Here is a 13,297-nt window from a genome sequence, read left to right as displayed (position 1 = left end):
CAACTTCATGATCAACGGAGAAGCCCCGGTGGGGTGGGGTGGGTCAGGCGGAGGCTCGGTGGACCAGTTGGGTGTCCAGGAGGATGTGGGAGGCGGGTAGCTCCTCGCCACGGATCCGGGCCACCAGCAGGCGGGCCATCTGCCGGCCCATGTCCTCGACCGGCTGGAAGACCGTGGTCAGCGGCGGCTCCGCCTGTCGGGCGATGGTCGCGTCGTCGAAGCCGATCACCGCGACGTCCTGCGGCACGCGCCGGCCGGCCTCGCGCAGGGTACGCAGCGCGCCGAACGCCATGAGGTCGGACGCGACGAAGACCGCGTCCAGGTCCGGGCAGGAGTCCAGCAGCCGACGCATGGCGGTCACGCCGCTGCCCTCGCTGAAGTCGCCGTACGCGATCAGGTCGGGGTTGACGCTGGCACCGGTGGCCTTGACCGCCTCGGTGTAGCCGGCCAACCGGGCCAGGCCGGCACCCATGTCCTGCGGACCGGCGATGGTGGCGATGCGTCGCCGCCCCTGCCGGGTCAGATATTCCACCGCCTGGCGGGCCCCGCCAACGTTGTCCACATCGACGAACCAGGCCGGTTGGGCGCCGGGTTGCAGCATCCGGGCGGGCCGACCGCCGAGCACGGCGGGCAGGCCGCGCTCCTCCAGCAGCGTCGGCAGTGGGTCGGAATCATGCAACGACAGCAGCAGTACGCCGTCGACGTGCTGGTTGGTGAGGTGGTGCTCGACCCGTTCCCGCTCCACCGGCGACTGCGCCATGGCCAGCCAGAGTTGCATCGGCGTCTCCAGCAACCCGGAGCTGATCCCCCGCACGATCGCGGCGAAGAACGGCTCGGTGAAGACCCGATCGCCGGATTCGGACACCACCAGCGCGACGGAGTCGGTCCGCTGGGTGACGAGCGCACGGGCGGCCCGGTTCGGCACGTACCCCAGCTCCGCGATGGCCTGTTGGACCGCGGCTCGGGCTTCCGGGCTGACCTGGGGCGAGCCGTTGACCACGCGGGAAACCGTGCCCCGGCCGACGCCGGCACGCGCCGCGACCGCGTCGAGAGTCGGGCGCCCGAGCGACCGGGTGCGCTGCGTTGTCATCGTCTGCTCCTCCGACGGCGGGCGGACCCGGCGCCACCTGCGGTAGGTGGACGCCGGGGCCGTCCTGATGGCTGGCCCGAGCCTATTGTGCGGCCAGACCGTTGCGCCGGATCACCGAGGCGTACCACTTGGCGCTGGACTTGGGGATGCGGACCTGGGTCTCGTAGTCGACATGGATCATGCCGAACCGCTTGGTGTAACCCCAGGCCCACTCGAAATTATCCATCAACGACCAGGCGAAGTATCCCCGCAGAGGCACTCCGGCGTCGATCGCCTGGTGCGCGGCACGCAGATGGGCGTCGAAGTAGGCCAGCCGATCGGCATCGTCGACCTGCCCGTCGACCACCGAGTCGACGAACGCGGAACCGTTCTCGGTGACGTACAGGGGCAGCTTTGTGTAGTCGTGCACCCGGCGCAGCGTCTCGGCCAGGCCCGGGGCGTCGATCTCCCAGCCCATGTCGGTGACGGGAACGCCACGGGTGACGAACCGGACGTCCTCGCTGCCCGGCCAGCACGACGGGGCCGGGTCGGCCGCGACGCCCTCGACCGGCGCGGCGACCACGTGCCGGCTGTAGTAGTTGACCCCGACCAGGTCCAGCGGCGTGGAGATGGTCGCCAGGTCGCCGTCGCGCACGTGGTCGAAGTCGGTCACCGTGCTGAGGTCGGCCACCAGGTCCTGCGGGTACGACCCACGCAGCAGCGGGTCCAGGAAGAACCGGTTGGCCAACCCGTCGATCCGCCGTGCGGCGTCGAAGTCGGCGGGGGTGTCGCTGGCCGGGTCGACCGGGTAGAGGTTGACGGTCACGCCAACCTCGGCGGCCGGCCGGGCGGCTCGCAGGGCCTGTACGGCCAGGCCGTGACCGAGCATCAGGTGGTGACCGGCGCGCACCGCGTCCGCTCCGTTGGTGCGGCCGGGCGCGTGCACGCCGGAGCCGTAGCCGAGGAACGCGGAGCACCACGGCTCGTTCAGCGTGGTCCAGTAGCGCACCCGGTCACCGAGTGCGTCGGCCACCAGGGTCGTGTAGTCGGCGAAGCGGGCCGCGGTGTCCCGGGCCGGCCAGCCGCCGGCGTCTTCCAACGGCTGCGGCAGATCCCAGTGGTAGAGGGTGAGCCACGGCTCGATGCCGTTGGCCCGCAGCTCGTCGACCAGTCGCCGGTAGAAGTCCAGGCCACGCGGGTTGGCCGCGCCGGTGCCGCTGGGCTGCACCCGGGACCAGGAGACCGAGAAACGGTACGACTTCAGGCCCAGCTCGGCCATCAGCGCGACGTCGTCGCCGAGGCGGTGGTAGTGGTCGCACGCCACGTCCCCGGTGTGCCCGGCGACGACCCGACCCTCGGTGTGGCTGAAGGTGTCCCAGATCGACGGGGCGCGGCCGTCCTCGGCCGCCGCCCCCTCGATCTGGTACGCCGCGGTCGCGGCCCCCCAGAGGAATCCGGGTGGAAAGGTCAGCCCGGGGCGCTCGTCGAGGACGTCGACGGCGGGTGGGCTGGCGGGGTTGCTCACGACTTGACGGCACCTTCCATGATCCCGCCGATGATCTGGCGGCCGAACAGCACGAAGACGATGAACAGCGGAAGGGTCGCGATGAGCGTACCCGCGAAAATCTGAGAATTATCCGCGAAATACGCGGTGTTCAGACTGCGCAGCGAGATCTGCACGGTCGGGTTGGCCGGGTCGGCGAGCACCACGAAGGGCCAGAAGAACTGGTTCCACTGCTCCATGAAGGTGAGCAGCCCGAGTACGGCCGCCGCCGGCCGCAACGCCGGCACCACCACGTGCCAGTAGACACGCCAGGTGGAGCAGCCGTCGACGCGCGCCGCCTCGATCAGCTCGTTGGGGACCGCCTGCTCGGCGTACTGGCGCATCATGAAGATGCCGAAGCCGCCGATCAGGAACGGCACCGTCACCGACGGCATCGTGTTCAGCCATTCCAGCTTCGCCATCAGGATGTACAGCGGAAGCACGCCGAGCTGAATGGGAATCATCATCGAGGCCAGGATGATGAGCAGCAGCGCGTTCTTGCCGCGGAAGCGCAGCTTCGCGAACGCGAACCCGGCGAGCGAGCCGAAGAACACGGTCGCCAGTGTGATCGTGCCCGACACCAGGAACGAGTTCATCAGGCCCTTGACGATGTTCGCGTCGCCGTTGTCGAGCACCCGCTGGATGTTCTCGCCCAGCTTGCCGCCCGGCAGGAACGGCGGCGGCCACGAGTTCGCCGCGTCGCTGGTCCGCGAGGCGATGACGATCATCCAGTAGAACGGGAAGAGCGACAGGATCACGCCGAGGACGAGCCCGATCCAGGTCAGTGGGCTGGCCGTCCAGAGCTTCTCCGCCCGGTGGCGGATGCCGGTGCGTTCGGCCGGGGGCCGCACCGTCGGCGGTCGCAGAGTGGTACTGGTCATGGGTGGGCCACCCTCACTTGTCGGAGCTGATGCGGCGGGCCAGCAGGTAGTTGAGGAACGAGACGGACGCGATCAGCAGGAACAGCACCAGCGCGACGGCGCCGGCGTATCCCCACCGGAACCGCTGGTTCATGACGTCCAGCAGGTACATCGTGATCGTCTGGAACTGCCCCTCCGTGCCGCCGGAGAGCCCGCCCGAGCCGCTGGTGAACATCAGCGGCTCGGTGAAGAGCTGCAGACCGCCGATGGTCGAGATGATCAGCGTGAAGATGATGGTGGGACGCAGCTGCGGGATGGTGATCGACCAGAACTGGCGGCGTTGCGAGGCGCCGTCGAGGGCGGCCGCCTCGTACACGTCCTTGTTGATCGACTGCATCGCCGCGAGGTAGATCAGGGCGTTGTAGCCCACCCACCGCCAGTCGACCATCGTGGCGATGGCGAACCAGGAGGCGAAACGGTTGGCTCGCCAGTCGATGGGGCCGACGCCGACCAGGTCGAGCAGCCAGTTCATCAGACCGAAATCGCGGGCGTAGATCATCGAGAAGATGAGCGCCACCACGGCGGTCGAAGTGATAATCGGCATCGCGATGGCCAGTCGGAAGAACATCTGGCCGCGGATGCGCCGGTTCAGCGCGTTCGCCAGCAGCAGCGCGATGATCAGCTGAGGGATGGTGGAGAGCGCGAACATCCCGAAGGTGTTCACCACCGCGTTCCAGAACTGCGGGTCGTTCGTGAACAGCTCGACGAAGTTGTCCAGACCGACGAAGCTGATCGTCGCGTTCATCGGTGACCGGTCGGTCATCGCGATCCAGAACGTGTAGACGATCGGGTAGACGCCGAAGATCGCGAAGAGCACGAAGAACGGCAGGACGAAGACGTACGGGGTGAAGCGCAGGTCCAGCCGGTTCAGCTGCCGGCGGCGCGCCGTTGAGTGCCGCGGCGCTGGGCGCGGCCCGCGGGCCGACGCGCCCGGTGGCGCGGGGGTCTTCAGGGAGCTCATGAGCGGTCCTTCACACTCGGCGGCGCGTGGTGGGGCGCCGCGGCAGGGCGTTCCGACGCGGGCTCACGGGTGGTGCCGTTCCGGCACCACCCGTGAGCGCGTCACAGCCGTTACTTGCCTGCTGCCTGGCCGTTCTTCACGGCGTCCTGCCAAGCGGCGTCGGCGGCCTTGCCCTGCTCGATGCTGCGCAGCGCGTTCTCGACCGCGTCCCGGACCGCCTGGTTCTTCGGGCCGAGGTAGACCGGCTTCAGGTCGGTCGCGCCAGCGGCGAAGATCTTGCCGACCGGCGCGCCGCTGAAGTACTCGTTGGTGGCGGCGAGCACGGCCGGGTCGTTGAGCGCCTGCGGCGACGAGGGCAGGTTACCGACCTTCTTGAAGGCCTCGGTCTGGCTCTTGGCGGTGGTCAAATACTTGGCCAGCTCGGCGGCTTCCTTCTGGTGCTTGCTGGACTTCGGCACAGCCAGCCAGGAACCGCCCCAGTTGCCGGCGCTGCCGGGCGCCTTGGCCACATCCCACTTGCCGGCCGCAGCGTCACCGGCCTGACCCTTGATGACACCGGTCATCCACGCCGGGCAGCCGATGGTGGCGAAGCTGCCGTTCTTGAAGCCGGCGTTCCACTCGTTGGAGAAGCTCCGCAGGTTGTTCGACAGACCCGCGCTGATCATGTTGGTGGTCGTCTGGAACGCGGACCGCACGTCCGGGTTCTCGCCGACGACGAGCTTGTTGCTCTTGTCGAAGTAGGTGTAGCCGGTGCCGGCGCCCGCCGTCTGCATCAGCACGATGTTGTAGAAGTTGGTGGCCGAGTCGACGAACTTGTGCTTCTTGTCGGCGGCGGCGAACTTCTTGCCCTGCTCGATGAAGGCGTCCCACGTCGGCCAGAGGGCACCGACCTGCTCGCGGTCGGTCGGCAGGCCGGCGGCCTTGAAGAGGTCGCTGCGGTAGCAGACGGCCATGCCACCGACGTCGGTACCGAGACCGAGCACCTTGCCGTCCGGCGTCAGGCCACCCTCCCACTTCCAGGGCAGGAAGTTGCCCTTGAGGTCGTTGGCGCCGTGGTCGGCCAGGTTCACGAACTTGTCGGCCTGCGCGAAGAACTGCACGATCGTGCCCTCTTCGAGGGCGACGACGTCGCCGGCACCGGCCCCGGCGGTGATCTGCTGCGTGAGCCGGGTGTTGTAGTCGCCCAGGCCGAGACCCTTGCCGCGCTCCTGGATCGTGACGTTCGGGTGCTCCGTTTGGTACTGCTTGTAGAGCTCCTCGTAGCCGAAGCCCTGGTCGCCGAAGACGTCGACGACCAGGGTGACCTTGCCATCCGACCCGGACGACGAGTCGCTTCCGCCGCAGGCGGTTGCCGCTGCGAGCACGGCGACGGACGCGAGCGTGACCGCCGCGAAGCGGCGACGTGAGGTGACGCTCATCCTGACCCCTCTCAATTGGTGAGGCATGGTGGTGCTTATGTGGCGGGGGATGCTGCAGCGCCCTGCTGTCGCCGAGCCGGTGGCCGTGGCGTCGCGGGGGGAGCTGTGAGGAGATCTCCGCCACTCCCCCGGGAGCGCTCCCATGAGATTGCCGGGGTGCCCCGAAGGTGTCAATAGACCGTTGGGAGCGTTCCCAGATCGTTACCGCCCTGTTTCGGACGAACACATGCGGCGAGGAAGCGGCAGTCGGGCCAGCCGCACCGGTCAGCAGAAGCGGCGCAGCAGGGTGGTCGCGCGGTCGGGGTCGAAGCGGGACGGGTCAAAGGTGACGCCCGCCCAGTCGCGCAGTAACGCCAGCTGCGGGTCGGCTAGATCGGCCGGCGCGGCCCGGTCGTCCAGGGCGACCAGGAGCGCGCGGTAGCCCGCCGGCCCGCCGATCCCCTCCGGCGGGCAGGCCCGTTCCCCGTCCACGCAGACCGGGTACCGCTCGTCCGGGTCTGCGGTCAGCGCGTCCTCGACGACCAGGTCGTGCTCCCACCAGTCGCCGAAGTCGTACGTGTAGGAGAACCGGCTGCCCTTGCCGAGCACCGCGTCGAGCCGCACGTCCAACTCGTCGTGCAGGCCCAACTCGCCGTCCGGGTCGGGCTCGCCGTACTGCATCGCGTCGATCTCGAACGAGTGCAGGTGGCAGTCCCGCCAACCCATCGCGTGCTGCGCCACCCGGTGCAGCCGGTCCAGCGTGTAGCCGGCCGGCACGAGCACCCGGCGCCACACCGACGGACGGACGCCGGCGAGGGACATCTTCAGCTGGAAGATCTGACGCGCCATGCTGTCCTGTCCTCCCGCGGCTTAGGCTGCGAGCATGATCTGCCGAGCGTGCCGGGCCCGGCGACACGACGACTGCCCGGGCCGGAACTGGTGCGACTGCCAGCACCGTACCGCCGAACCCACCCCTCCGGTCACCGGTCCGGCCGGCGAATGAGGGTCGGACTTCCGATCCGGCAGCTCTGGCCGCAGCCGCTCGACGACGCCAGCAGGTAATGCCCACCGCTCCCCGTCGCCACGACGACGCGTCCGTCAGGTCGAACAACGTGTCGGCCCGAGCGGTCAAGCAATCGCGGCACTCCCACCGGAATCTGCCAACCCCTGGAGAACGTCAGCCGGACGAGGGTTACGCGCACTGGGCACAGAACAGCCGTTGATTGATGTTCCTCCCAGGCCAAGAAGACCATCAGCAAGGGCTGCATATGTGAAGGCAGGGTCCCCCAGTTGCCACAATCGGCAGAGCCACTCAATTCCGGCGCAGGGGATTATTCCACGATTCGAACGAAGCGGCATGCGCCTATAGGGCCAGGAAGCGAACGCGCCTTGGCCTGCACGGAACCAGAAAGAGCCGAGTAACCAACACCCCCGCACTGGTCGCCCAATCAAACACAACTTCACTACCGCTCACGCCACCAGTCGTCAGTCAGAATTACCCAGGGAAGGTGCCTGGCTGACAACGCTGGCCCGCCTGAAGATACACGACGTAGGCCGGCGCTGCTGCCCCTCCGATCAGCGACCATAGGCACGGTTGACTGCGACCCAGCCCTGTGGGAGCGTACCCAGGGATCGATCCTGTCGAATTAGGAGGAGAAGCTATGGCCCATCGCAAGTTTGCGACAAAGGGCTTGCGGATCGCATTCGCTGCCCTCATTGCCGCCCCTATGGCCGTCGCCATCACCGCAACGCCAGCCCAAGCCATCTCGTGCAGCTCGCCGGATTCCGGGGTCTGGGTGACAGTGAAGTCCTTGCCCCATACGGTCAGCTCGCGGAGTCCAAGCGGCGTTACCGTGCTATTGAGGAACGAACGCAACAACGACGAGAGCACCGCCCACGTGTCGGGAAATCTGGAAAGCGGCGACCGGGTCTGGGTGGAACGGAAGAACGGCTCCACCTGGGAGCAGTGCCCCAAGACCAACATCACCGCCGGGAATGAAACCTACTGGGTCGCGCAGTACGCGGCAGGAAACGCCGGCACCTACATGCGTGCCTGCTTCGACTATCCGGTCTTGTCGTACCGAAACGTCGTCTGCACGGCCCAGTACTTCGACGAGGGCTGACGAGGCAACTGGTCGGGCGCCGGTGCGGGCAGATGTCCACGCACCGGCGTTCCGCCATGTTCGGACAATCTATCTTGGAGCGATGATCTGCCGAGCGCGCCGGTCGAGGCGACACGACGACTGCCTGGACCGGAACTGGTGCGACTGCCAGCACCGTACCGCCGAACCCACCCCTCCGGTCACCGGTCCGGCCGGCGAATGACCGTCGGAATGCCGATCCGACGGCTCTGGCCCGAGCCGTCCACGCAGCCGCTCGACGACGCCGCGCTGACCGTCCTCTACGGCCGCACCAACCAGCCCCGGCTGCGAGTCAACTTCGTGGCCAGCCTGGACGGCGCGGTCACCGTGGACGGCTACTCCGCCGGGCTCTCCGGCGAGCCGGACAAGCGGGTGTTCGGCCTGCTGCGGATGGTCTGCGACGCCCTGGTGGTGGCCGCCGGCACGCTCCGACACGAGGGGTACCGGGCGGTCCGGCTCAACGAGAGCCGCCGCGCCTGGCGGCGCGCCCACGGGCTGGCCGAGTACCCGACGCTGGTCGTCGTCTCCGGATCACTCGACCTGGACCCGGCGCAGGCCGCCTTCGCCGACGCGCCGACCCGCCCGATCGTGCTCACCCACGCCGACGCCGAGCCGCCGCCTGGGCTGACCGACGTCGCCGACGTGCTGCGCTGCGGCACCGGGCGGGTCGACCTGGCCGCCGGTCTCGCCGAGCTGCACCGCCGCGGGTTGACCCAACTGCTCTGCGAGGGCGGCCCACACCTGTTCGGCGCGCTCACCGCCGCCGACCTGGTGGACGAGCTGTGCCTGACCATCTCACCGCTGCTCGCCGGGCCGGGCGCGGGCCGGATCACCGCTGGCGACGCCGCACCGCCCCGGCAGCTGTCGCTGCGGCACGTGCTCGCCGCCGAGGACGGCGTCCTCCTGCTCCGCCACGCCCGTCCGTGAGACCCACTCGCCCGCGGCGACTGACGTCGACGCCAGCCACTCGCGGAGAGCGCGCAGGCTGCGGCGAGGGTTGCGGCAGGCACCGCCCGCAGCGGGTGGGCTCAGTTGTTCAGTACCGCCCCAGGGGCCCACGGGATCCGGTAACGCTGGCCGTCCGCAGTGCTCGCCCAGACCTGCACGTCGTCGTAAGGCTCGACGGCGACCACCTCTGCCACCGCGCCGCGCGGGGCCGGGCCGAGCGGGTGCGCCACGCCGTCGGCCACGACCTCGACGCTACGCCCCTGCGGCGCCTGAACCAGCACGTAGAGCCGGCCGCCGGAGCGCCGGGCCACGGCCACGCCCAGCCCGCTGCCGGTGGATCGAACGGCCGCACAGACCGCGTCACCGTCGACACACGCCAGATCGTACGAGAGATAGTCATGCAACCGTCGTGGATCGCCCCTGTCCGGGGCGATCCACACCTCGGCCGCCTGCCCCCCGACGGCCCGCTCCTCGGCGCGTGGCTCTCGTTTGACCAGCACAATCGTCTCCGTCCCGGTCCGACCGACGGCGACAACCTGCGTCGGTGTCACCGCTCGACCGTCGGCACCGACGATCCCGGCCGGGACGTCGGCAGCCGCACTGGGCGCGGTGCCCCCGACGTCGCCTCCGCCATCGCGACCGAGCGGATCCACCTGCGGGAGCAGCAGTGCTCCCGCAACGGCCACCACCGCCGCCGTACCACCCGACAGCAGCAGGCGCCTGCGTCGACGCGCCCGGCTTCCGGCAACGACCCGTCGGGCGAGATCGGACGGCAGTTCTACGGTCGCGACAGCGTGGTCGAGCAGGTCAGCCACCTCGTGATCACGCATGGTTGTCCTCCGCAAGGTCGAGGTCGAGTGGGGTGACACCGGCAGCTTCCAGTCGGGCCCGCAGGCGGTGCAGACCACGGGATGCCTGGCTCTTCACCGAGCCCGTGGAACAGTCCAATTCGGCAGCTGCCTCCGCCTCGGAGAGACCGAGCCAGTACCGCAACACCACCACGGCCCGCATTCGCGGCGGAAGCTCTCGCAACGCCGCCAGAAGCACCTCCCGGTCGTCGACTCGAGCCATCTCGTCCTGCTGCGCCACCGCATCCGGCTGGTGTGCGACCCGACGTCGACTCCACGGTGAGCGCCACCGGCTGACCAGCCGGTTGGTCATGGCACGCCGCAGATAGGCTTCCGGCTGCCGCTGCCGGACCGCGCGCCAGCGGGGGTATACCTGCTCCAACACCTCCTGCAGCAGGTCCTCGGCATCAGCCTGCTGCCCGGTGATCAGAACGGCGAAGCGGAGCAGTCGAGGGCCGCTCGTCGCGACGAAAGTGCCGAAGTCGTCATTCATGCGTGCTCCATACCTACCTAACGCGACCGCTGCCTGGGAAGTTGAGTCCTGGCGGTCGGCGATGGCCCGCAAGATTCTCGGATCGTGGGCCAGCTGCTCGGAGCGGCAACTGGCCCACGATGATCGCTACTGGAACGGGAGCGGACCGAAGAGCGCCGAATCGGGAAGCACGGTGACGATGACGGTCAGAGCGCCCAGGGCAGCGATCCAACACAGCGCGACGATGCGCCTGCGATGGCGGGCGAACCGGGCATCCCGCTGTGCGGCGTCACCTGAATTGACGGCCGATCGGACCATCAGGGTCCGGCCGATTCCGAAACAGGTGCCCATCAAGGTACGGAGTCCAGTACCCATCTCGAAGCCGAACTGCAGGGCGCCGCAGCCGGCAACAACAACAGCAGGCCGGACGCGGTGCCACCCATGAGGAGACCGTAGTTGAAGTAATTCACATTCTTCGTTCCCCGCCAGACCGGCGAGGTCAGCAGCGCGGCTGAGTTGTGGCTTCAAACAGATCCGGACGTCGAGTATCCGGCCGCCACCCCCACCGCGCAGGCTGACGTCAATACCGTTCCGACGGCGAACGGTGACAGAATCGAGGCGACCGCCAGAGCGATCGTTCCTGCCACGACGACGTACGCCATCTGCACGGGTGACGCCAGCCTCCCGAGCCCACTGAAAACTGGAACGGTCATCGTCGCTTACACCGTCTTCGTACCGCAGGTGGTGTAAGGGCCGTTCTTGACGCCGGTCGCGTGCTCGATCGTGTAGTAGCGTCCGTCCCAACAGCGAGTCTGGACGTCGCGATCGTTGACCCAGTACCAGCCCGCGTAGCCGCCGCACGCGACCTCCCAACTGTAGAGCCGCGAAGCCAGCCGCGATCAGCTCGCCGAGCTCTCACGCGCCGCCGAGCCGGACCCACCACCTAGATCGATTCATGGCCCGGGCAGTCGGTTCTCACTCGGCAAGGCGCCGGCTCGACCGACGCCGCCGTCCGGACGATGCGCGCCCCGGGTGGGCACGTCGACAGCACTACCGCCCACCTCATGCACTCGGTTGAGCACCCAGCGTCATGAGTGTGACGGCGCATGGTGTCGTCCGCCGCGTCGCGTGGCGACCTGTCGTACTCCTCGGGCAGGATGCAGGGCATGCGCGCCGACCGTGATGCCCGACCGACCCGAGTCGCCCGATGACCGACGTCGACCTCGACAGCCCGGGCGAGGCGGTCGGGCGGGTGCTGGGCACCGCCGACGCCACCCCGTTGCAGTTCTGGACGGCCGTGGCACCCGGCAGCTACCTCCAGCTCGACGACGTGGTGGTCACCCGCCGGGAGCTGCCCGACCGGGAGCCGGTGACGATCGCCGGGGTGGTCACCCAGGTCCGCGCTCGGCACGAGGGCGCGCAGTTCGACTCCGACGTGTTCGCCATCGCGGACGGCACGCTGCCCGCGCAGGTGCAGGAGGCGGCCGAGGTCACCACCACCCGGGTCGACCCGGAGCTGTACGTGCCGCCGACCCCGGGCGCTGTGGTGCACCGGGCCGAGGGTGACGCCCGGGCGCGTGCGCTGCACTTCGACCGGATGGAGCGGCGCATCCCGATGGGGATGGGTCGGGACGGGGTGCCGGTCTATCTCAACGCCGACTTCCTCGACGGCAGCCGGGGCGCGCACGTCTCCATCTCCGGTATCTCCGGGGTGGCCACCAAGACCAGCTTCGCCACCTTCCTGCTCTACTCGGTGTTCCGCTCCGGGGTGCTGGGCGGCGACGCGGTCAACGCCAAGGCGCTGATCTTCAACGTCAAGGGCGAGGATCTGCTCTTCCTGGACCACCCCAACACCCGCCTCGACGAGCCCACCCGCGCGGCGTACGCGAAGCTCGGCCTGAGCGCCGGCGCCTTCCCCGACGTCCGGGTCTACGCCCCGCCCCGGGTCGGCGACGCGGCCGGCACGCCCGACGTGAGCAGCCGGCTCACCGGCGTCGACAGCTTCTACTGGACGCTGAGCGAGTTCTGCACCGACCGTCTGCTGCCGTACGTCTTCGCCGACGCCGACGACGAGCGCCAGCAGTACACGATGGTGGTCCACTCGGTCGCCGCGCACCTGGCCCGCTACGCCAAGCCCGCCGACGGTGGGGTGAGCATCGACGGGGTCCGGCTCGGCTCCTACGGCGACCTGGTCGACCACATCGTCGATCAGCTCAACGACGACGAGACCCGCTCCGACTGGGCGGGCAGCGCGGTGGGGCTGGGCACCGTCAACGCGTTCGCCCGGCGGTTGATCGGCAGTAAGAAGGACCTCGCCCGACTGATCCGCGGTGACCTCGCGGCCCGCCGCCCGCACTCGATCAACACGAGCGAGTCGGCGCAGGTCACGGTGGTCGACCTGCACAACCTGCCGGACCGCGCGCAGCGGTTCGTGGTCGGTGTGACGCTCAAGAGCGAGTTCGAGCGCAAGGAGAAGTCCGGCACCGCGAAGCCGCTGCTCTTCGTCGTCCTCGACGAGCTCAACAAGTACGCCCCACGGGAGGGCTCCTCGCCGATCAAGGAGGTCCTGCTGGACATCGCCGAGCGGGGCCGCTCACTCGGGGTGATTTTGATCGGCGCGCAGCAGACGGCGAGCGAGGTGGAGCGGCGGATCGTCACCAACTCGGCGATCCGGGTGGTCGGCCGGCTCGACCCGGCCGAGGCGTCCCGCCCGGAGTACGGTTTCCTGCCACCCGCGCAGCGCCAGCGGGCGTTGCTGGCCAAGCCGGGCACCATGTTCGTCAACCAGCCGGACATTCCGGTGCCGCTCTGCCTGGAGTTCCCGTTCCCGGCCTGGGCCACCCGGGTCTCCGAGGCGAGCCGGGCACCATCGGAGACGCTGCGCTCGATCACCCAGTCCGCCGACCCGTTCGCCGTGGTGGGCTCCGGCGGCGGCAGCACCGACGACGACATCCCGTTCTAGGTGAGCCCCGCAGTCGCGCACGGAAGGCCGGCACAG

11 protein-coding genes are annotated in these 13,297 nt (G+C 69.1%); 3 read left to right on the top strand and 8 right to left on the bottom strand.

The features are described 5' to 3' along the window. Positions 1–43: 43 nt before the first annotated feature. The 6 genes from ACIBF8_RS08400 to ACIBF8_RS08375 all read right to left on the bottom strand — a co-directional run bounded on the left by ACIBF8_RS08400 (position 44) and on the right by ACIBF8_RS08375 (position 6,739). Positions 44–1,090 (bottom strand): LacI family DNA-binding transcriptional regulator, encoded by a 1,047-nt coding sequence (locus ACIBF8_RS08400; protein ID WP_396781671.1) that lies wholly within the window; start codon positions 1,088–1,090, stop codon positions 44–46. 82 nt (positions 1,091–1,172) lie between these two features. Beyond that, the gene (locus ACIBF8_RS08395; RefSeq protein ID WP_396781670.1) at positions 1,173–2,594 is read right to left on the bottom strand and encodes a GH1 family beta-glucosidase; all 1,422 of its coding nucleotides are present in this window, start codon (positions 2,592–2,594) and stop codon (positions 1,173–1,175) included. Beyond that, positions 2,591–3,493: a carbohydrate ABC transporter permease gene (locus tag ACIBF8_RS08390; protein ID WP_396781668.1), complete on the bottom strand. Its 903-nt coding sequence runs from the start codon at positions 3,491–3,493 to the stop codon at positions 2,591–2,593. The genes ACIBF8_RS08395 and ACIBF8_RS08390 overlap by 4 nt, the downstream gene beginning before the upstream one ends. A 13-nt stretch (positions 3,494–3,506) precedes the next feature. Continuing rightward, positions 3,507–4,493: a carbohydrate ABC transporter permease gene (locus ACIBF8_RS08385; protein WP_396781667.1), complete on the bottom strand. Its 987-nt coding sequence runs from the start codon at positions 4,491–4,493 to the stop codon at positions 3,507–3,509. A gap of 110 nt (positions 4,494–4,603) precedes the next feature. After that, positions 4,604–5,911, bottom strand: a complete 1,308-nt coding sequence (locus ACIBF8_RS08380; protein ID WP_396781666.1) for an extracellular solute-binding protein — start codon at positions 5,909–5,911, stop codon at positions 4,604–4,606. A 264-nt stretch (positions 5,912–6,175) separates the two neighbouring features. Next, positions 6,176–6,739 (bottom strand): plasmid pRiA4b ORF-3 family protein, encoded by a 564-nt coding sequence (locus tag ACIBF8_RS08375; RefSeq protein WP_396781665.1) that lies wholly within the window; start codon positions 6,737–6,739, stop codon positions 6,176–6,178. 812 nt (positions 6,740–7,551) lie between these two features. Between ACIBF8_RS08375 and ACIBF8_RS08370 the strand changes: the two genes are divergently transcribed. Both ACIBF8_RS08370 and ACIBF8_RS08365 read left to right on the top strand, forming a co-directional pair. Continuing rightward, the gene (locus tag ACIBF8_RS08370; RefSeq protein ID WP_396781664.1) at positions 7,552–8,013 is read left to right on the top strand and encodes a hypothetical protein; all 462 of its coding nucleotides are present in this window, start codon (positions 7,552–7,554) and stop codon (positions 8,011–8,013) included. 198 nt (positions 8,014–8,211) lie between these two features. Continuing rightward, positions 8,212–8,958 (top strand): pyrimidine reductase family protein, encoded by a 747-nt coding sequence (locus ACIBF8_RS08365; protein WP_396781663.1) that lies wholly within the window; start codon positions 8,212–8,214, stop codon positions 8,956–8,958. A 101-nt stretch (positions 8,959–9,059) separates the two neighbouring features. On the opposite strand, the gene ACIBF8_RS08360 is transcribed toward ACIBF8_RS08365, so the two are convergent. Both ACIBF8_RS08360 and ACIBF8_RS08355 read right to left on the bottom strand, forming a co-directional pair. Further along, positions 9,060–9,809 (bottom strand): hypothetical protein, encoded by a 750-nt coding sequence (locus tag ACIBF8_RS08360; protein WP_396781662.1) that lies wholly within the window; start codon positions 9,807–9,809, stop codon positions 9,060–9,062. Next, positions 9,802–10,320: a SigE family RNA polymerase sigma factor gene (locus tag ACIBF8_RS08355; RefSeq protein WP_396781661.1), complete on the bottom strand. Its 519-nt coding sequence runs from the start codon at positions 10,318–10,320 to the stop codon at positions 9,802–9,804. Before ACIBF8_RS08355 ends, ACIBF8_RS08360 begins: the two co-directional genes overlap by 8 nt. Before the next feature lie 1,186 nt (positions 10,321–11,506). Here ACIBF8_RS08355 and ACIBF8_RS08350 point away from each other — a divergent pair. Then, positions 11,507–13,261, top strand: a complete 1,755-nt coding sequence (locus ACIBF8_RS08350; protein ID WP_396781660.1) for an ATP-binding protein — start codon at positions 11,507–11,509, stop codon at positions 13,259–13,261. The last annotated feature ends 36 nt before the right edge of the window (positions 13,262–13,297 follow it).

This window comes from Micromonospora sp. NPDC050276 (genome assembly GCF_044459545.1).
GTDB lineage: Bacteria > Actinomycetota > Actinomycetes > Mycobacteriales > Micromonosporaceae > Micromonospora.
This window is presented reverse-complemented; position numbering and strand designations above follow the sequence as displayed.